Origin of the sequence: Streptomyces ziwulingensis (genome assembly GCF_039542605.1) — a bacterium.
Lineage (GTDB): Bacteria > Actinomycetota > Actinomycetes > Streptomycetales > Streptomycetaceae > Streptomyces > Streptomyces ziwulingensis.
Genome location: NZ_BAABIG010000062.1, coordinates 35,611 through 54,437, shown reverse-complemented (window position 1 = coordinate 54,437; position 18,827 = coordinate 35,611). Strand labels below are relative to the sequence as shown.

Below are 18,827 nucleotides of genomic sequence, written 5' to 3'. Positions count from 1 at the left end.
CGTCGTGGACCCTTCCGCGCACATGGACTGGTACGGCGGGCCCACCGTCCTGGAGCACCTGGAGACCGTGCCGGTCGCGGCCGAGCCGGTCGACGCGCCGGCCAGGTTCCCGGTGCAGTACGTCATCCGGCACGGTGAGCAGCGGCACTACGCGGGCCAGGTGCTCTCGGGTGTCCTGCGGGTCGGCGACCGGGTGGTGGTCCATCCGTCCGGCGAGACCTCCGAGATCACCGGCATCGACGTGCTCGGCACGGCGGCCTCGGCGGCGTACGCGCCGCAGTCGGTCAGTCTGCGCCTCGCCGACCAGCGGGACGTCTCGCGCGGCGACATGATCACCGCGGGCGTGGACGCGCCGGTGCTCACCGAGGACGTGCGCGCCGCCGTCTGCCATCTCGCCGACCGCCCGCTGCGGGTCGGCGACCGGGTGCTGCTGCGGCACACCACCCGGACCGTGCGGGCGATCGTCAAGGACCTGGCGGGGGCCGACGCACTGGCCGCCAACGACCTCGGCCGGATCGTGCTGCGAGCCGCCGAGCCGCTGCCGCTGGACGACTACGCCGTCTCCCGGCGCACCGGCGCCTTCCTGCTGATCGACCCGGCCGACGGGGCCACCCTCACCGCCGGCATGGTCGCGCTCAGCCCTCCGGCGTGAGCCGGGGCCGCGGGCCGTCCGTGCGGCCGGTGCGCGGCGGCCGGGAGCCCGCCCGGTAGGGCGCGGGCCAGACGGCGCCCGGACCCTCGTAGCCCTGTTCGGCCGCCGCGTGCAGCGTCCAGTGCGGGTCGTAGAGGTGCGGGCGGGCCAGCGCGCAGAGGTCCGCGCGGCCGGCCAGGATCAGGGAGTTGACGTCGTCCCAGGACGAGATGGCGCCGACCGCGATCACCGGGACGCGGGCCTCGTGGCGGATCCGGTCGGCGTACGGCGTCTGGTACGAGCGCCCGAACTCCGGCCGCTCGTCGGTGACGACCTGCCCGGTGGAGACGTCGATCGCGTCGGCGCCGTGCGCGGCGAAGGCACGGGCGATCTCCACCGCCTCCTTGGCGCTGGTGCCGCCCTCGGCCCAGTCGGTGGCGGAGATCCGTACCGTCATGGGCCGCTCCTCGGGCCACTCGCCCCGCACCGCGTCGAAGACCTCCAGCGGGAAGCGGAGCCGTTTCTCCAGCGAGCCGCCGTAGGCGTCGGTGCGGTGGTTGGTGAGCGGGGAGAGGAAGCCGGAGAGCAGATAGCCGTGGGCGCAGTGCAGTTCGAGCAGGTCGAAACCGGCGCGGGCGGCGCGCCGGGCGGCTGCGGCGAACTCCTCGCGCAGGTCGGTGAGCCGGGCCCGGCACAGCGCGCGCGGCACCTGGCCGTGCTCCTGGTACGGCAGCGCGGAGGCGGCGACCAGCGGCCAGTTGCCGTCCGGAAGGGGTTCGTCCATGCCTTCCCACATCCGCCGGGTGGACCCTTTGCGTCCGCTGTGGCCGAGCTGCACGCCGATCGCGGTGCCGGGGGCCCGGGCGTGCGCGAACTCGGTGATCCGCCGCCACGCCGCCGCCTGACCGGCGGTGTACAGGCCCGCGCAGCCGGGGGTGATGCGGCCCTCGGGGCTGACACAGACCATCTCGGTCATCACCAGGCCGGCCCCGCCCAGCGCCCGGGCGCCGAGGTGGACGAAGTGGAGGTCGCCGGGGACGCCGTCGACGGCGGAGTACAGGGCCGTCGGGGAGACGACGACGCGGTTGCGCAGGGTCAGGCCGCGCAGCCGGAACGGGGTGAACATCGGCGGGGTGCCGGGCGGGCAGCCGAACTCGCGCTCCACCGCCTCGGTGAAGCGGGCGTCGCGCAGCCGCAGGTTGTCGTGGGTGACGCGGCGGCTGCGGGTGAGCAGGTTGAAGGCGAACTGGCGGGGCGGCTGGTCGAGATGGCGGCGCAGTTCCTCGAACCACTCCATGCTGGCCCGCGCGGCCCGTTGTGTGGAGGCGACGACGGGCCTGCGTTCCGCCTCGTAGGCCGCGAGCGCGCCGGGCACGTCCGGGTGTTCCGCGATGCTCGCGGCCAGCGCCACCGCGTCCTCGACGGCCAGCTTGGTGCCGGAGCCGATGGAGAAGTGGGCGGTGTGGGCGGCGTCGCCGATCAGGACGACGTTGCCGTACGACCAGTGCTCGTTGACCACCGTACGGAAGGCCGACCAGGCGGGTGTGCGGGTGGCAGTACGCAGGGGCCGGCCGCGGAGCGCGTCCGCGAAGATCCTGGCGCAGCGGTCGACGGCCTCGGGGACGCCGAGCGTGTCGAAGCCCGCGGCGCGCCACACCTCCTCGCGCATCTCCACGATCACGGTGGAGGCGTCGGGGGCGTAGGGGTAGCCGTGCAGTTGCAGCACGCCGTGCTCGGTCTCGGCGATCTCGAAGCGGAAGGCGTCGAAGGGGAAGTCGACGGCGAGCCAGAGGTAGCGGCAGCGGTGGGTGGTCAGGTGCGGGCGGAAGGCGTCGGCGTACGTCTCGCGGGTGGTGCTGTGCACGCCGTCGGCGGCGATCACCAGGTCGTGGGTGCGGGCGAGCCGGTCGGCGGGCGGGGCCTCGGTACGGGAGCGGAGGTCGACGCCGAGGGCGTGGCAGCGGGCGTGCAGGATCTCCAGGAGTCTTCTGCGGCCGAGGGCCGCGAAACGGTGGCCGCCGGCGGTCTGGCGGGTGTGCCGGTGGGTGAGGTGGATGTCGTCCCAGCGGACGTAGTGCTCACGGAGGGCCGCGTGGACCGCCGGGTCGGCGTGTTCCACGCCGCCGAGGGTCTCGTCGGAGAGGACCACGCCGAAGCCGAAGGTCTCCTGCGGGGGGTCGCGTTCCCAGAGGGTGATGTCCCGGGTGGGGGCGAGGCGTTTGAGGAGGGTGGCGGCGTAGAGCCCGGCGGGGCCGCCGCCGATGATCGCCACGCGCCGGGCGCTGTCGTCGGTCGACAAGCCGGCTCACCTCCCCTGCCACTTCGGGGGGCGTTTCGCGGTGAACGCCTCGTGGAATTCCCGGTAGTCCTCGCCGGTCATCAGGAGGGCCTGGGTGGCGGCGTCCAGTTCCAGGGCCGCGGCCAGGGGCATGTCCAGTTCGGCCGTCAGGAGGGCCTTGGTCTGGGCGTGGGCCAGGGCGGGGCCGGCGGCCAGGCGGCGGGCGAGGGTCTGGGCCCGCTCGTCGGCGCGGCCCTCCTCGGTCAGCTCGCCGACCAGGCCGATGCGCTCGGCCTCGGGGGCGTGGACCGGTTCGCCGAGCATCAGCAGCCGGGTGGCGTGGCCGAGGCCGACGACCCGGGGCAGCAGGTACGCGGCGCCCATGTCGCCGCCGGAGAGGCCGACGCGGGTGAAGAGGAAGACGAAGCGGGCCGAGGGGTCGGCGACCCGGAAGTCGGCCGCGAGGGCGAGGACGGCTCCGGCGCCGGCCGCCACGCCGTGCACGGCGGCGATCACCGGGAAGGGGCAGCCGCGGATCGCCCGGACCACCTGGCCGGTCATGCGGTTGAAGTCGAGGAGCCGGGCGGTGTCCAGGGAGAGGGTCGCGCCGATGATCTCGTCCACGTCGCCGCCGGAGCAGAAACCGCGGCCCTCGCCGGTCAGCACCAGGGCGCGCACGGCCCGTTCCCGGGAGAGTTCGGCGAGCAGGTCCCGCAGGTCGGCGTAGGCGCCGAAGGTGAGCGCGTTGAGTTTCCGGGGGCGGGCGAGGGTGACGGTGGCGACGCCGGCGGCGAGGTCGACGCGCAGATGCCGCCAGCGGGGGGTGGGGGCGGCGGAGCCGGTGAAGGAACTCATGAGGGGCGGCCTCCTCGGGCGGGCGGGACCTCACGGAGCACGGCACGGCACGGCGCAGCACGGGGCTGGGCCGGGCCGCCCTTCGAAGCTATCACCGTTCTGTAACTGTCGTCACGGGTGCGCGACAGGGCCCTTGAGGCGGCGCCGAAGGTCCCGGCCGGTGCCGGCGGTGCCCGTCGCAAGGTTCGGTCGAGTGGCGCAGTACTCTTCATATGGTTGAAAGCAGGACAGGACCACCTGCTCCACGATCGGACACCACTGTGCAAGATCTCCCCCGGGCCTCCGCCTCCTGGCGCATCGCGCTGCCGCACACCGCCGCGGCCGTGCCGGTCGCCCGTGCCCTGGTCCGTACGGCACTGGCCGACCTGAAGCACGGCGCGGACTGCGACACCGCGGAGCTGCTGACGGCGGAGCTGGTCGCCAACGCCGTGGAGCACACCTCCGACGAGCGGCCGATAGAGCTGGTGGTGGAGCTGCTGCCGACCGGCTGCCAGGTCGAGGTGCACGACCCGGACCCGGAGCCGCCGGGTGATCTGACCCGGCCCACCCTCGCCGAACCCGACCCGTGGCAGGAGGGCGGGCGCGGGCTGCTGCTGATCCGCGCTCTCAGCTCCTCCTGCGGGCACCGCCCCACCGACTCCGGCAAGGCGGTCTGGTTCACGCTTCCCGCGGTGCCCGCTCAGCGGCGTCCGGCGTGACGCCGCCGGTGGCGGCCAGCCGGGAGTTGCGGCGCCCGTAGAGGGCGTAGACCACCGCGCCCGCCACCAGGAAGACGGCGAACTGGATCCAGGTCTCCGCGCCCGTCTCGTACATCAGGTAGAGGCAGCAGGCGATGCCCAGCACCGGTGTCAGCGGGTAGAGCGGGACGCGGAAGGCGCGGGCCAGGGACGGCTCGCGGCGGCGCAGGGCGAGGACCGCGATGTTGACGACGGCCATGGTGGCGAGCGTGCCGATGGTGCACAGGTCGACCACCGCGTCCAGCGGCGCGAAGGCCGCCGGGAGGGCGAAGACGGCGCCGACGATCAGGGTGCCGGCCACCGGGGTGGCGGTGCGCGGCGAGACCTTCTCGAAGACCCGCGGGACCAGGCCGTCGCGGGACATCGACATCAGGATGCGGGTCTGGCCGTACATCACGGCGAGCACCACGGAGGCGATGGCGACCACCGCGCCGAAGGCGACGACGGCGCCGCCGGCGGTGGAGCCGGTGACCTGGTCGACGACGTAGGAGAGCGCGGCGGGCCGGCCGCCGACCTCGTCGCCGCCGATGGCGCCGATCGCGGCGAGGGCGACCGCGCAGTACAGCACGGTGACCAGGCCGATGCAGACCAGGATGGCCAGGGGGATGTCCCGGCGGGGGTTCTTCGCCTCCTCACCGGCGGTGGTGATCGCGTCGAAGCCGATGTACGAGAAGAAGGCGGCCGTGGTGCCCGCGCCGATGCCGCCGAGGCCGGCCGGGGAGAACGGGCTGAGGTTGCCGTCCTCGAAGGCGGTGAAGCCGATGGCGAGGAAGGCGACGAGGACGGCGAGCTTGAGGACGGCCATCGCGGCCGTCGCGCGGGCGCTCTCGCGCACGCCGCGCACCAGCAGGACGCAGGCCAGGGCGATGACGACGACGGCCGGGAGGTTGACCGCTCCGCCGTCGCCGGGCCCGGCGGAGAGCGCGTGCGGGAGCTGGATGCCGAGCACGCCGTCCAGCAGTTCGTTGACGTACTGGCTCCAGCCGACCGCGACCGCGGCGACCGACACGCCGTACTCCAGCAGCAGGCACCAGCCGACCAGGAAGGCCGTGGTCTCGCCGAGACCGGCGTAGGCGAAGGAGTACGACGATCCGGAGACCGGGATCGCGCCGCCCAGCTCGGCGAAGGCGAAGGCGGTGAAGACGCAGGTGACCGCCGCCAGCGCGAAGGAGACGACCACGGCGGGTCCGGCCTCGGCGACCGAGTCGGAGAGGCCGACGAAGATCCCGGTGCCGACGATCGCGCCGACACCGAAGCAGACCAGGTGGAAGAGGCCCATGGTGCGCTTCAGGCCGTGGCCGGCGCGGTCGGCGCCGGACTCGGCCACGAGGACGTGGGGGGATTTGATGCGGGGCATGCGGGTGGTGCTCGTTTCCGGTGGTGCGGGGGCGCGACGGTGGTCGCGGCCGAACGGCTCCGGAAGGGGTGGCTCCGGGTGCCGCCGGTCGGGACGGGCCTGGTCAGCCGAGGGTGGCGACCAGTACCGCCTTGATGGTGTGCAGCCGGTTCTCGGCCTGGTCGAAGACGATCGAGGCGTCCGACTCGAAGACCTCGTCGGTGACCTCCAGGGAGGTGCGGCCGTGCGCCTCGAAGATCTCCTGGCCGACCTTGGTGCCCAGGTCGTGGAAGGCGGGCAGGCAGTGCAGGAACTTCACGTCCGGGTTGCCGGTGGCGCGCAGCACGTCCGCGGTCACGGCGTACGGGGCGAGCGCCTCGATCCGCTCGGCCCAGACCTCCTTGGGCTCGCCCATGGAGACCCAGACGTCGGTGGCGACGAAGTCGGCGCCCCGGACGCCCTCGGTGACGTCCTCGGTGAGCGTGATGACCGCGCCGCTGTCCTCGGCCAGCCTGCGCGCCTCGGCGACGATCGCGGCGGCCGGCCAGTACGCCTCGGGGGCGACGACGCGGACGTCCATGCCGAGCAGGGCGCCGGTGATCAGGTAGGAGTTGCCCATGTTGAAGCGGGCGTCGCCGAGGTAGGCGAAGGCGGTCCGGTCGAGCGGCTTCGCGCAGTGCTCGGTCATGGTGAGCACGTCGGCGAGCATCTGGGTGGGGTGCCAGTCGTCGGTGAGGCCGTTGAAGACGGGGACCCCGGCGTACGCGGCCAGCTCCTCGACCTTGGCCTGGCTGTCCCCGCGGTACTCGATGCCGTCGTACATCCGGCCGAGTACCCGCGCGGTGTCCTTCACCGACTCCTTGTGGCCGATCTGCGACCCGGACGGGTCCAGATAGGTCGTGGAAGCGCCCTGGTCGGCGGCGGCGACCTCGAACGCGCAGCGGGTGCGCGTCGAGGTCTTCTCGAAGATCAGGGCGATGTTCCGCCCGTTGAGCCACCGCGTCTCCGTCCCGGCCCGCTTGGCCGCCTTCAGCTCGGCGGCCAGCGCGACCAGGCCGCGGAACTCCTCCGCGCCGAAGTCCAGCTCCTTGAGGAAGTGGCGGCCGGCGAGGGCGGTCGGGACAGTCGCCATGAGGGACGCTCCAGAAGTACGGGGATCGGGGACAGCGAACACTTGGAATACTATACGACCTGCTGAATTCTTATACGGAACCCGCCTGTACGGGGTCCCGCTGGACCGGGCAGCTCATGCAGCGTGGTCCGCCCCGGCCCCGGCCCAGTTCGCTGCCGGGGATCTCTATCACCTCGATGCCCTGTCGGCGCAGGTGCGTGTTGGTGGTGGCGTTGCGCTCGTAGGCGACCACGACGCCCGGCTCGACGGCCAGCACGTTGCAGCCGTCGTCCCACTGCTCCCGCTCGGCCGCGTGGACGTCCTGGGTGGCGGTGAGCACCCGGATCTCGCTCAGTCCGAGGGCGGCGGCGATCGCGCGGTGCATGTGCTCCGGCGGGTGGTCGGTGACCTTCAGCTCCTTGTCGCCGACGCCCGGCTCGATGGTGTAGGAGCGGAGCATGCCGAGCCCCGCGTACTGGGTGAAGGTGTCGCCGTCGACCATGGTCATCACGGTGTCGAGGTGCATGAAGGCACGGCTCTTCGGCAGGTCGAGGGCGACGATCGTGCGGGCCGAGCCGGCCGCGAAGAGCTTGTGGGCGAGCATCTCGACGGCCTGCGGGGTGGTGCGCTCGCTCATCCCGATCAGGACCGCGCCGCCCCCGATGACGAGGACGTCCCCGCCCTCGATGGTGGAGGGGTAGTCGGCCTGCCCCTCGGACCAGAGGTGGAAGCGCTCGTCGCGGAAGAGCGGGTGGTGGTGGTAGATCGCCTCGAAGTGCACGGTCTCGCGCTGCCGGGCCGGCCAGCGCATCGCGTTGATGGAGACGCCGTCGTAGATCCAGGCCGAGGTGTCCCGGGTGAAGAGGTGGTTGGGCAGCGGGCCGAGCAGGAAGTCGTCCAGCTCCATCGCGTGGAAGCGCACGGAGACCGGCTCGGGGTGGGCGTCGAGGAACTCCCGTTTGGTCATGCCGCCGACCAGCGCCTCGGCCAGTTCCGGGGCGGGCAGCTTCTCGAAGGCGGCCCGGAGGTGGTCCGTGGCCAGGACGCCGTACTCCTTCTCGTCGAAGACCCGGTCCAGGACCAGTTCCCGCGCGGCGGGCAGGTCGAGGGTCTCGGTGAGCAGATCGCCGAAGAGGTGTACGGCGACGCCGCGGTCGCGCAGTACGTCGGCGAACCCGTCGTGCTCGGCGCGCGCCCGGCGCACCCACAGCACGTCGTCGAAGAGAAGGGCGTCCTTGTTGCTCGGGGTGAGCCTTTTGAGCTCCAGATCCGGCCGGTGCAGGATGACGCGGCGGAGCCGCCCGGCTTCGGAGTCGACGTGGAATGCCATGACTCCATCCTGACCGGAATGCGGCCCGCGCACGCCCGGCGGACACCCGCCACCCGCCGCCCACTTTTCTCGTCCCCTTGACGATAAGAGCGGTTCCGCTTATCGTCGGACAGACGAGAAAGAGGGGGTTCCTCCGATGGCCGACATCACCCGGCGCCTGGGCTGGCGCCACCTGCGCGGCGCGCCCACCGCGCACATCCGCCACCACCGCGACGGGAAGCTGGTGCACGAAGGACCGGGGCTCAGCTTCTGGTTCCGGGCGCTGACCGCCGCGCTCTCCGAGATACCGGTCGAGGACCGGGAGCTGGCCATGACCTTCCGGGCCCGCACCTCGGACTTCCAGGACGTGTCGGTGCAGGCGACGGTCACCTACCGGATCGGCGACCCGGCGCTGGCCGCCGCCCGGCTGGACTTCTCCGTCGACCCCGACACCGGGGTCTGGCGCGGGGCGCCGCTGGAGCAACTGGGCACGCTGCTCACCGAGACCGCCCAGCAGCACGCGCTGGACGTGCTGGCCCGCACCCCGCTCGCGGCGGCGCTGGTGGACGGGGTGACGGCGGTGCGCGAACGCGTGGCGGCGGGGCTGGCGGCGGAGCCGCGGCTGCCCGCCACCGGCATCGAGATCGTGGCCGTACGCGTGGTGGCGCTGCGGCCCGAACCGGAGGTGGAGCGGGCGCTGCGCACGCCGGCCCGGGAGCAGATCCAGGAGGAGGCCGACCGGGCGACCTACCAGCGGCGGGCCGTCGCCGTCGAGCGCGAGCGGACCATCGCCGAGAACGAGCTGGCCAGCCAGATCGAACTCGCCCGGCGCGAGGAGCGGCTGGTGGAGCAGCGGGGGGCGAACACCCGGCGCGAGGCGGAGGAGAACGCGGCGGCGGACAAGGTGCGCGCGCAGGCCGAGGCGGCCCGCACGGTCAAGCTCGCCGAGGCCGAGGCCGCCCGCTCGGTGGCGCTGGCCCGCGCGGAGGCCCAGGCCGCGCGCGAGGTCGGCGAGGCACGGGCCGCGGCCCAGGCGGCCTGGCTGCGGGTCCACGCCGACGTCGACGTGGCCACCCTGCACGCGCTCACCGGCACCCGGCTCGCGGAGAACCTGCCGCGCATCGACCACGTGACGCTCTCGCCGGACGTGCTGACCGGACTGCTGGCGAAGCTCGGCGGCGAGGACCGGGGATGAGTCTCGCCCCGCGCGCCGTGCTGGTCCACCGCACCACGGAGTACGAGGAACTGGTGGCCCGGCACGGCACGCACGGGCAGGCCGCCTTCTTCCTCTCCTCCCGGGGCCGGGACATCGGGGAGGTCGCCGAACGCCACCGCCGCACCCGGCGGGCCCTGGCCGAGGTGGCCGCCGCGGTTCCGCTGAGCTGGCGGCAGGCCCGGGTGGAACGGGCCGACCTGGACCGTTTCCTGTTCGCCCCCGAGGACGTGGTGGTCGTGGTGGGGCAGGACGGGCTGGTGGCCAACGTGGCCAAGTACCTCGCCGGGCAGCCGGTGATCGGCGTCGATGGCGAGCCGGGACGCAACCCCGGTGTGCTGGTGCGGCACCGGGCCACCGACGCGGCGGCGCTGCTGCGGGGCGCCTTCACCGGCCGCGCGGACGAACTCACCATGGTCGAGGCGGTCGCCGACGACACCCAGCGGCTGGTCGCGCTCAACGAGATCTATCTCGGCGCCGTCGGACATCAGACGGCCAGATACCGCCTGGGCCTGGAGGGCGACGGGGGTGTCGTCGAGGCCCAGGCGTCGTCCGGGGTGCTGGTGGGCACCGGCACGGGGGCGACCGGATGGCTCCGGTCGGTGTGGCAGGAGCGGGGCAGCGCCCTGCCCCTGCCACACCCCACGGACGACCGCCTGCTCTGGTTCGTCCGCGAGGCGTGGCCCTCACCGGCCACCGGGACGTCCCTGGTGGCCGGCGAACTCACCGCCGCCGCCCGCCTGCGCCTCACCGTCGAGTCCGAACGCCTGGTCGTCTTCGGGGACGGCGTGGAGAGCGACGCGGTGGAGCTGACCTGGGGGCAGACGGTACGGGTGGGCAGGTGCGCGGAGAAGCTGCGGCTGCTGGGGTGAGCGGCCGGCCGGGTACGCCACTCCCCCGCCGCTCCCGGCCCCGGCCTCCGGCGGACTACAGCCTCGGGTCCACCGGCTCCGACTCCAGCGCCAGCACCCCGAACACCGCCTCGTGCACCCGCCACAGCGGCTCGCCGTCCGCGAGCCGGTCCAGCGCCTCCAGGCCGAGGGCGTACTCGCGGATCGCCAGCGACCGCTTGTGGTTCAGGAACCGGTGCCGCAGCCGGGCGAGGTGGTCGGGGCGCGTGTACTCCGGACCGTAGATGATCCGCAGGTACTCGCGGCCCCGGCACTTGAGGCCGGGCTGCACCAGACGCCCCTGGTCGTCGCGGACCAGCGCGCCGAGCGGCTTGACGACCATGCCCTCGCCGCCGCGGCCGGTCAGCTCCAGCCACCAGTCGACGCCGGCCCGTACCGACTCCGGGTCGCCGGTGTCGACGTACCGGCGCCCGGTGGTGCGGAGCAGGCCGGTGGTGTCGTGCCCGACGATCCGGTCGAGCAGGGCGAGCTGCTCGTCGTGCGGCAGGACGGCGAGGTCACGGCCCTGCACGGCGAGGATCTGGAACGGGGCCAGGCGGACGCCGCCCAGGCCGTCGGTGGTCCAGCAGTAGCGCCGGTAGGCGTCGGTGAACGCGGCCGCGTCGGCGGCGCGCTCCCGCTGCCGGCCCAGCAGGCCGCCGACGTCGACGCCTCTGCCCGCCGCCGACTCCAGCGCGGCCAGCGCGCCCGGGAACACCGCGCCGGCGGCGGCGCCCACGGCGGCGTACTGGGTGCGCAGCAGCCCGGACGCCTTCAGCGACCACGGCAGCAGCTCGGCGTCGAGCAGCATCCAGTCGGTGGACAGCTCGTCCCACAGTCCGGCCGCGCCGATCGCCGCGCGCAGCCGGCCGAGCAGTTCCTCGGTGACGGAGGCGTCGTCGAAGAAGGGGCGGCCGGTACGGGTGTAGAGCGACCCGGTGGGGCCGTCCACCCCGAAACGGGCGCGGGCCGCGTCCGCGTCCCGGCAGACCAGGGCCACCGCCCGCGAACCCATGTGCTTCTCCTCGCACACGACCCGCGCCACGCCGTCCGCCGCGTAGCTCGCGAACGCCTCCTCGGGGTGCTCCAGGTAGCCGTCCACGGCGGAGGTCGCGGTCGGCGCCATGGTCGGCGGGAGGTACGGCAGCAGCCTCGGGTCGGTCGCGAAGCGGCTCATCACCTCCAGCGCCGCCGCCGCGTTCTCCGCCCGCACGGCGATCCGCCCCTGGTGCCGGGTCTCCACCGCACGGCGGCCGTGCACGTCGGCCAGGTCCAGCGGCCGGCCGTCGTGCCCGCCGGGCGCCTCGGTGCGCAGCGGCCTGACCGGCTCGTACCAGACCCGCTCGGCGGGTACGTCCACGATCTCCCGTTCCGGCCAGCGCAGCGCGGTGAGCTTGCCGCCGAAGACGGCCCCGGTGTCCAGGCAGAGGGTGTTGTTCAGCCAGGTGGCCTCCGGGACCGGGGTGTGGCCGTAGACGACGGCGGCCCGGCCCCGGTAGTCCTCGGCCCACGGGTAGCGCACGGGCAGCCCGAACTCGTCGGTCTCGCCGGTGGTGTCGCCGTACAGCGCGTGGCTGCGGACCCGGCCGGAGGTACGGCCGTGGTACTTCTCCGGCAGCCCGGCGTGGCAGACCACGAGCCGGCCGCCGTCGAGCACGTAGTGGCTGACCAGGCCGTCGATGAACTCCCGTACCGCCGCGCGGAACTCCTCGCTCTCGCCGTCCATCTGCGCGACCGTCTCGGCGAGTCCGTGGGTGAGCCGGACGCCGCGGCCCTTGAGGTGGCGGCCGTACTTGTTCTCGTGGTTGCCGGGCACGCACAGCGCGCTTCCCGACTTCACCATGGACATCACACGGCGCAGCACGCCGGGGCTGTCGGGGCCGCGGTCCACGAGGTCGCCGACGAAGACGGCGGTGCGGCCCTCGGGGTGGGTGCCGTCGGTGTAGCCGAGCCTGCCGAGCAGGGTCTCCAGCTCCGAGGCGCAGCCGTGGACGTCGCCGATGATGTCGAAGGGACCGGTGAGGTGGGTGAGGTCGTTGAACCGCTTCTCGGTGACGACCGCGGCCCGGTCGATCTCCTCGGTGCCGCGCAGGACGTGCACCTTGCGGAAGCCCTCGCGTTCCAGTCCGCGCAGGGAGCGCCGCAGTTCGCGGATCTGCCGCTTGATGACCCGGCGGGGCATGTCGGCCCGGTCGGTGCGGGCCGCGTTGCGCGCGGCGCACACCTCCTCGGGCACGTCGAGCACGACGGCGATGGGCAGGACGTCGTGGCGGCGGGCCAGTTCGACGAGGGCGCGGCGCGAGTCCGACTGGACGCTGGTGGCGTCCACGACCGTGCGCCGGCCGGCGGCGAGCCGCTTGCCGGCGATGTGGTGCAGGACGTCGAAGGCGTCGCCGCTGGCGCCCTGGTCGTTCTCGTCGTCGGCGACCAGGCCGCGGCAGAGGTCGGAGGAGAGGACCTCGGTGGGTGCGAAGTGGCGGCGGGCGAAGGTGGACTTGCCCGAGCCGGAGGCGCCGATCAGCACGACGAGGGACAGGTCGGTGACGGGCAGGGCGCGTACGCCGGTGCCGGTGGTGGTCATGCGGCCTTCGCCTCCTTCTCGTGCGGGGTGGTCAGGGTGAACACGGCCATCTGGGTGGGCGGGCCGACCTCCGGGTCGTCGGGGCCGACGGGACGGAACTCCACCTGGTAGCCGTGGCGCGCGGCGACCGTCCCGGCCCAGGTGCGGAACTCCTCGCGGGTCCACTCGAAGCGGTGGTCACGGTGGCGGACGTGACCGGCCGGGAGGGTCTCCCAGCGCACGTTGTACTCCGCGTTCGGGGTGGTGACGACGACCGCGCGGGGGCGGGCGGAGCCGAACACCGCGTACTCCAGGGCGGGCAGCCGGGGCAGGTCGAGGTGCTCGATCACCTCGCTGAGCACGGCGGCGTCGTACCCCTTGAGCCGGGTGTCGGTGTAGGCGAGGGAACCCTGGAAGAGGCTGACGCGGGCGGCCTGGCGCTCGCCCATGCGGTCCGGTCTGAGCCGCCGGGCGGCGATGCCGAGCGCGCGCACCGACACGTCGGTGCCGACGATCTCGGTGAACCGGGGCTCCTTCAGCAGTTCCCGCACCAGGTGGCCCTCGCCGCAGCCGAGGTCGAGGACCCGGGCGGCGCCGCAGTCCCGCAGCGCGGCGAGGATCGCCTCGCGCCGCCGCACGGCGAGCGGCGCCGGCTGTTCCTCGGCCTCGGGCTCCGCCTCCGGCGCCACCGCGTTGTCGATCTCCTCCGGCGCGCTGTCGTCGGCCTCGGCGAGCCGGGCCAGCTCCAGCCGCTCCCGCGCCTCGCGCGTCAGCGACCAGCGGCGGGAGAGGTAGCGGTGGACGATCAACCGCTGCTCCGGGTGGCCGGGCAGCCAGCCCTCGCCGGTCCGCAGCAGCTTGTCCACCTCGTCGGCGGCGACCCAGTAGTGCTTGGCGTCGTCGAGGACCGGCAGGAGGACGTACAGGTGGCGCAGGGCCTGCGCGAGGGTGCGGGTCTCCGACTCCAGCACCAGGCGGACGTAGCGCGAATCGCCCCACTCGGGGAACTCGGGGTCCAGCCCGACGCTGTCCGCGGTGACGGTCCAGCCGAGCGGCGCGAAGAGCCGGCGGACCAGGTCGGCGCCGCCGCGGGCGGGCAGCGCGGGCACCTCGATCCGCAGCGGGCGCGGTGCGGCGGGCAGTTCGGGGCGGGCCCGGCAGACGCCGTGCAGGGCGCTGGAGAAGACGTTGCCGAGCGCGACGGCGAGCAGTGAGGAGGCCGCGTAGGGGCGGTCGTTGACGTACTGGGCGAGCGCCGCGTCGGGGGCGCCGCCGCGGCCCTTGCCCTTGCCGCGCCGGACCAGCGCCACCGCGTCCACCTCCAGCAGCAGCGCCGCCGTGCAGCGCTCGGGCCCGGCCTCGGGGTAGAGGACGTGGGCGGTGCCGAAGGAGGTGGCGAACGCCTGCGCCTTGTCGGGGTGCTTGTGCAGCAGGAAGCCGAGGTCGGTCGCCGGGCGCTCGGGGGTGCCGGTGGTGGTGACGGTCAGGAACATGCGTCCGAGTCTCCCGGGCGGCAGCCCCGGTGACCACCGGTTTTACCGGGCCGGGCGCCGTGCGGTCGCGCGGCGCCCGGCCCTTCCCTCAGGGGTGCGGGACGGGGGTCAGGAGAGCTGCGACTGGACCTGGGACGCGATCAGTTCCAGGTGGTCCAGGTCGTCCAGGTCGAGGACCTGGAGGTAGACGCGCTGGGAGCCGATCTCGGCGAAGCGGCCGATCCTGTCGACGACCTCGGCCGGGGAGCCGGCCAGGCCGTTCTCCTTCAGCTCCGCCACCTCGCGGCCGATCACGCCGGCCCGGCGGGCGACCTCGGCGTCGTCCCTGCCGACGCAGACGACGAAAGCGTTGGAGTAGGTCAGGGCGTCGGCCCCGCGCCCGGCCTCGTCGGCGGCGGTCCGGACCCGGCCGAACTGCCGCTCGGTGTCCTCCAGGGAGGCGAACGGGATGTTGAACTCGTCGGCGTACCGGGCGGCCAGCCGCGGGGTGCGGGTGGCGCCGTGGCCGCCGATGAGCACGGGCACCTTGGCCTGCGCGGGCTTGGGCAGGGCCGGCGACTCGGTGAGGTCGTAGTACGTGCCGTGGAAGTCGAAGGTCTTGCCGGGCTCGGTCGCCCACAGGCCGGTGACGATCGCGAGCTGCTCCTCCAGGCGGCCGAACTTCTCCTTGGGGAAGGGGATGCCGTACGCCTTGTGCTCCTCCTCGAACCAGCCGGCGCCCAGGCCCAGTTCGACGCGGCCGCCGGACATCTGGTCGACCTGGGCGACCTGGATGGCGAGCACGCCGGGCAGCCGGAAGGTGCCGGCGGTCATCAGCGTGCCGAGCTTGATGCGCTTGGTCTCGCGGGCGAGGCCGGCCAGGGTGATCCAGGCGTCGGTCGGCCCGGGGAGGCCGTCCGCGCCACCCATCTTCAGATAGTGGTCACTGCGGAAGAATGCGTCGAAACCGAGGTCCTCGGTGGCCTTCGCCACGGTGAGCAAGGTGTCGTAGGTCGCGCCCTGCTGGGGTTCGGTGAAAATGCGGAGATCCATGCCCTCCATCCTGCACGTTCACCCGGCATCCGGCGCCCAGGCCCCCCGGTCGGCGTCGGAACGCGTCCTAACCCGCTTCGCGCTGGCGCAGCGCCTCCTCTCCGTCCGCGAGGCGTTGCAGCATCCGCAGGACCCGGTCCCGGGACTCGTCGGCCGCGTCGATGGCCTCCATGCACTGCCAGTACGTGCTCTCGTCGTCCGCGGCGCAGGCCAGGCCGACGAGAGCGATGCCTATCTCGCCGAGCAGGGCGCCCAGGCGCAGCAGGGTCTGGCGGGCGTCGCCCAGTTCGGTGAGCTGGGCGGCGCGCAGTTCGCCGGGGGCCAGGTCGGGGGCGCGCAGCACTCCGCAGCCGCGGCCGGCCAGCTCGGTCAGCCCCAGTGCCTCACCGCGCAACTCCGGTGGCCCGGAGACCGCGAGGCGGCTCCCTATGGCCTGCGCCAGCGCCTGCGCCTGCCAGATCTCCGCCAGGATCTGCGGCACGTCGCCGCCGACGCTCAGTGCGCGTCTGCCCGTCAGGATGAGCCGCACCGCATCCATGCGCTGCCCCAGTCTGTCCCGACGCGCTCGCACGCGTCCGCCCGAACTCCACTGTCCACTACCCAGAGTGAGGGAGCCTGAGGCGAAAAGCCAGAGGTGAGGGGAAATCTGTGGACAACAAATCGGTCTCGATACAGGTTTTGACTACGAAGAGTGACTAAGCGGTGAGGGGGGCGGTCGGCCGCTCGGCCGGCCGGTCTCAGTCCTCCCGCGCTTTCGGCGCCGGGAACCGCAGTTCGTTGCGGTCGATCTTCGCCGCCAGCGCGGCCAACGGGTCGACGTCCAGCACCTCGCAGAGCTGGAGCAGGTAGGCGAGGACGTCGGCGACCTCGTCCCGGACGCGGTGCGCGGTGCCGGGGTCGTCCATCACCCGGGCGGACTCCTCGGGCGTCGACCACTGGAAGATCTCCAGGAGTTCGGACGCCTCGACGCTGAGCGCGGCGACGAGGTTCTTCGGGGTGTGGTACTGCCGCCAGTCCCGCGCGGCGGCGAAGTCGGCCAGTCTGCGCTGGAGTGCGAGGAGGTCCAGGGGTCGGTCGTTCACGGTTCCAGGTGTACCACCGTGGCGCCTGCCGCCCCGGCCGCCCAGGAGGCGTCGGAGACCGTGCCCACCAGCCGGATGTGCCCCCGCGCGCACATCCGGGCGGCCAGTTCCAGCAGCGCGGTGCGCTGGCACGGGTCCAGGCCCCGGTCGAAGCCGTCGGCCAGCACCGTGAGCGTCCGCAGGGCGGCGGGCACCTCGCCGGGCGCGTCGACCTCCAGCACGCCGGGGCCGGTGAGCAGCACCAACGCGAGTGCCAGGTAGCGCAGTTCGCCGTAACCGAGTCGGTCCAGGCCGGTGTGCGGGCCGTCGCCGCGGTCGAGCATGGCGCGGACCGTGCCGCCGCCGCCCAGTTCGGCCAGCACGTCCTCGACCGGCCCGGCGCAGCCGGCGCGCACCGCCGCGACGAGAAGCGCGTGGCGCCGGCCGCACTCGGCGCGGGTGCGCCACAGCACGTCGGCGAGGTTGTCGCAGCCGCCCAGGAGCCGGCCCGAGCCGACCGGCGCGGCGGCCCGCATCCGGCCGGGCCGCGGATCGCAGGCGAAGGCGGAGCGCAGCGCCACCACCGTCTGCTCGGCGGCGGCGAGCACCAGTCGCTGGCCGTCCGTCTTGCCGGCCACGCGCAACGGCAGCAGGGCGGTGCCGAGCCGGTCGTCGGGCAGCGGGGCGCGGGTCACCGGCGCGGTCCCGGCGGTGTGCCAGGCGGCCTGCACGGAGCGGCGCCCGGGGTCGCGCAGGGCGGTCTCCAGCAGGACCAGCCCGCGCGCGGTCAACCGCTCCCCCACGATCCGCAGTTCCGGCTCGGCCTGCACGGCGAGGTCCAGCCGCACCGGGCCCGCGGGACCGTCGGTGGTGCAGCCCAGGCGGAAGCCGCGGCGGTGCTGGGCGTCGGGGCGGGCCCGTTCGGGCACGCAGGCGGGCGGATCGGGGAAGACCGCGGCGAGTGCGGCGCCGCCGCCGAGCCGGGCCAGCGCCTCGTAGGCGCGCAGCGCACTGGTCTTGCCGCAGCCGCTGGGACCGGCGAGCAGGGTGAGCGGCCCGAAGGGCACGACGGTGCGCCGGTGCCCGGCGAAGGCGGACAACCGCAGTTCGGTGACGCGCGGACGGACCGGGTGCGCCCGGTCGTCGACGGTGGGTGCGGCGGGTGTGGGTGCGGGTGCCCCGGACGTCGGGGCGGGGGCGGCCGAGGCGGAGGACGCGGTCATGTGCGGACCGTAGGGCCGCGCTCGCCGGGCGAACCGTTCCGCCCCGACCGCTTCCTACGATCGGGGGACCGGGGCCGCCGCGCCCCGGCCGTCCCTCACATCCCGGGGACGCCGGCGCCCTCCATGACTCCGGTCACCTCGGTGCCGGCCGGGGTCAGCAGGAACACGTTCCGGTCGACCCGGTGCATCCCGCTCGCCAGGCCGAAGACGACACCCGTGCTGAAGTCGAGGACGCGCTTGGCGACGTCCCCCTCCGCCCCGGTGAGGTCCAGCAGTACCGGGATGCCCGCCATCAGTGTCTCGGCGACCTCGCGGGCGTCGGCGAAGACATTCACCCGCATCACCACGAAGCGGCGTCGCGCCTCCGTCTGCGCCTCCGGCAGCGCGCGGTGACCCACCGCGGACGGCCATGCGTCCCGCCCGCGCAACGGAACCACCTGGGCGAGCCCCTCCCACTGTTCATCGGTGACGTCGTGGCTGTTCACCGGCTCCCCCCGCTCCGACTCGCCTTCAATGCGTGCACCAGCCAATTCTTACGCCAAGTCACCCGTTCGGCCCAACAGCGACACGGTCGGCGACCGCTGCGCTCAGGCTCGTACGTCGCTCCTCGCGTCGGTTCTCGCGTCCTGACGGCTGGCCAGCGCCCAGATCACGAAGACGTCGATCGCCATCTGGATCACGGACCAGACGGGCGCGTACGGCAGGAAGAGGAACTGCGCGACAAGGCTCAGCGAGGCCAGCAGGATACCCGCGAAACGGGCCCAGGCCATGTCCTTGAGCAGGCCGTAACCCGTCACCAGGACCAGTGCGCCGAGGACCACGTGCAGGATGCCCCAGCCGGTGAGGTTCATCTCGTAGACGTAGCTGCCGATCCGGGCGTACACGTCGTCCCGGGCGATCGCCGCGATGCCCTGGAGCACGGCGAGCGCGCCGTTGCACAGCAGCATGACGCCCGCGAAGACGACTCCTCCCGTCACCCAGCCAGCGGACCGGCCGGAGGAGGCGGGGACCGTGGCGCCGGGGGAACGTGCGGCGTGCTGGCTCATGGGCGTCGTCCTCTCGCACAGACTTCTGCACCGGTTCTCGGCGGTGTTCCGA

At 73.7% G+C, this 18,827-nt stretch carries 17 protein-coding genes; 4 read left to right on the top strand and 13 right to left on the bottom strand.

The window, feature by feature from the left end:
* A partial coding sequence (locus tag ABEB00_RS28025) for an elongation factor 1-alpha C-terminal domain-related protein (protein WP_425586581.1) occupies positions 1–652 on the top strand: 652 nt, incomplete at its 5' end.
* Here ABEB00_RS28025 and ABEB00_RS28020 read toward each other — a convergent pair.
* Together ABEB00_RS28020 and ABEB00_RS28015 are read right to left on the bottom strand one after the other, a co-directional pair.
* Positions 636–2,930, bottom strand: coding sequence for a bifunctional salicylyl-CoA 5-hydroxylase/oxidoreductase (locus ABEB00_RS28020; RefSeq protein ID WP_345623199.1), 2,295 nt, complete (start codon positions 2,928–2,930; stop codon positions 636–638). The genes ABEB00_RS28025 and ABEB00_RS28020 overlap by 17 nt on opposite strands.
* Positions 2,931–2,936: 6 nt before the next feature.
* Positions 2,937–3,764: an enoyl-CoA hydratase family protein gene (locus tag ABEB00_RS28015; protein WP_345623198.1), complete on the bottom strand. Its 828-nt coding sequence runs from the start codon at positions 3,762–3,764 to the stop codon at positions 2,937–2,939.
* 212 nt (positions 3,765–3,976) lie between these two features.
* Between ABEB00_RS28015 and ABEB00_RS28010 the strand changes: the two genes are divergently transcribed.
* Complete coding sequence (locus ABEB00_RS28010; protein WP_425586580.1) at positions 3,977–4,462, top strand: ATP-binding protein; 486 nt, start codon at positions 3,977–3,979, stop codon at positions 4,460–4,462.
* Here the strand turns inward: ABEB00_RS28010 and ABEB00_RS28005 are convergent.
* The 3 genes from ABEB00_RS28005 to ABEB00_RS27995 all read right to left on the bottom strand — a co-directional run bounded on the left by ABEB00_RS28005 (position 4,422) and on the right by ABEB00_RS27995 (position 8,278).
* Positions 4,422–5,858, bottom strand: coding sequence for an amino acid permease (locus ABEB00_RS28005; protein ID WP_345623196.1), 1,437 nt, complete (start codon positions 5,856–5,858; stop codon positions 4,422–4,424). The genes ABEB00_RS28010 and ABEB00_RS28005 overlap by 41 nt on opposite strands.
* Positions 5,859–5,961: 103 nt before the next feature.
* A complete protein-coding gene (argF, locus tag ABEB00_RS28000) occupies positions 5,962–6,969 on the bottom strand; it encodes an ornithine carbamoyltransferase (RefSeq protein ID WP_345623195.1) in 1,008 nt (335 codons plus the stop codon).
* Positions 6,970–7,039: 70 nt separating this feature from the next.
* Positions 7,040–8,278, bottom strand: coding sequence for an arginine deiminase (locus ABEB00_RS27995; RefSeq protein WP_345623194.1), 1,239 nt, complete (start codon positions 8,276–8,278; stop codon positions 7,040–7,042).
* A gap of 136 nt (positions 8,279–8,414) precedes the next feature.
* Here ABEB00_RS27995 and ABEB00_RS27990 point away from each other — a divergent pair, with 136 nt between their 5' ends.
* Both ABEB00_RS27990 and ABEB00_RS27985 read left to right on the top strand, forming a co-directional pair.
* On the top strand, positions 8,415–9,452 hold the full coding sequence (locus ABEB00_RS27990; RefSeq protein ID WP_345623193.1) for an SPFH domain-containing protein: 1,038 nt from the start codon (positions 8,415–8,417) through the stop codon (positions 9,450–9,452).
* Positions 9,449–10,342, top strand: coding sequence for a hypothetical protein (locus ABEB00_RS27985; RefSeq protein ID WP_345623192.1), 894 nt, complete (start codon positions 9,449–9,451; stop codon positions 10,340–10,342). The genes ABEB00_RS27990 and ABEB00_RS27985 overlap by 4 nt, the downstream gene beginning before the upstream one ends.
* 55 nt (positions 10,343–10,397) lie before the next feature.
* Here the strand turns inward: ABEB00_RS27985 and ABEB00_RS27980 are convergent, their stop codons facing one another.
* From ABEB00_RS27980 to ABEB00_RS27945, 8 genes are all read right to left on the bottom strand, one after another.
* Complete coding sequence (locus ABEB00_RS27980; protein ID WP_345623191.1) at positions 10,398–12,941, bottom strand: polynucleotide kinase-phosphatase; 2,544 nt, start codon at positions 12,939–12,941, stop codon at positions 10,398–10,400.
* Complete coding sequence (locus ABEB00_RS27975) at positions 12,938–14,413, bottom strand: 3' terminal RNA ribose 2'-O-methyltransferase Hen1 (RefSeq protein WP_345623190.1); 1,476 nt, start codon at positions 14,411–14,413, stop codon at positions 12,938–12,940. Before ABEB00_RS27975 ends, ABEB00_RS27980 begins: the two co-directional genes overlap by 4 nt.
* Before the next feature lie 108 nt (positions 14,414–14,521).
* Entirely contained in the window at positions 14,522–15,445 is a 924-nt protein-coding gene (locus tag ABEB00_RS27970) for an LLM class F420-dependent oxidoreductase (RefSeq protein ID WP_345623189.1), read from the bottom strand.
* Positions 15,446–15,512: 67 nt separating this feature from the next.
* A complete protein-coding gene (locus ABEB00_RS27965) occupies positions 15,513–15,983 on the bottom strand; it encodes a DUF6099 family protein (protein ID WP_345623188.1) in 471 nt (156 codons plus the stop codon).
* 199 nt (positions 15,984–16,182) lie between these two features.
* Complete coding sequence (locus ABEB00_RS27960; protein ID WP_345623187.1) at positions 16,183–16,527, bottom strand: nucleotide pyrophosphohydrolase; 345 nt, start codon at positions 16,525–16,527, stop codon at positions 16,183–16,185.
* Positions 16,524–17,729 carry an AAA family ATPase gene (locus tag ABEB00_RS27955; protein WP_345623186.1) on the bottom strand — a complete coding sequence of 402 codons (1,206 nt, stop codon included), beginning with the start codon at positions 17,727–17,729 and terminating at the stop codon, positions 16,524–16,526. Before ABEB00_RS27955 ends, ABEB00_RS27960 begins: the two co-directional genes overlap by 4 nt.
* A gap of 95 nt (positions 17,730–17,824) precedes the next feature.
* Positions 17,825–18,214: a cell division protein SepF gene (locus ABEB00_RS27950; protein ID WP_345623185.1), complete on the bottom strand. Its 390-nt coding sequence runs from the start codon at positions 18,212–18,214 to the stop codon at positions 17,825–17,827.
* A gap of 102 nt (positions 18,215–18,316) precedes the next feature.
* Complete coding sequence (locus ABEB00_RS27945; RefSeq protein ID WP_345623184.1) at positions 18,317–18,775, bottom strand: DUF7144 family membrane protein; 459 nt, start codon at positions 18,773–18,775, stop codon at positions 18,317–18,319.
* Positions 18,776–18,827 lie beyond the last annotated feature (52 nt).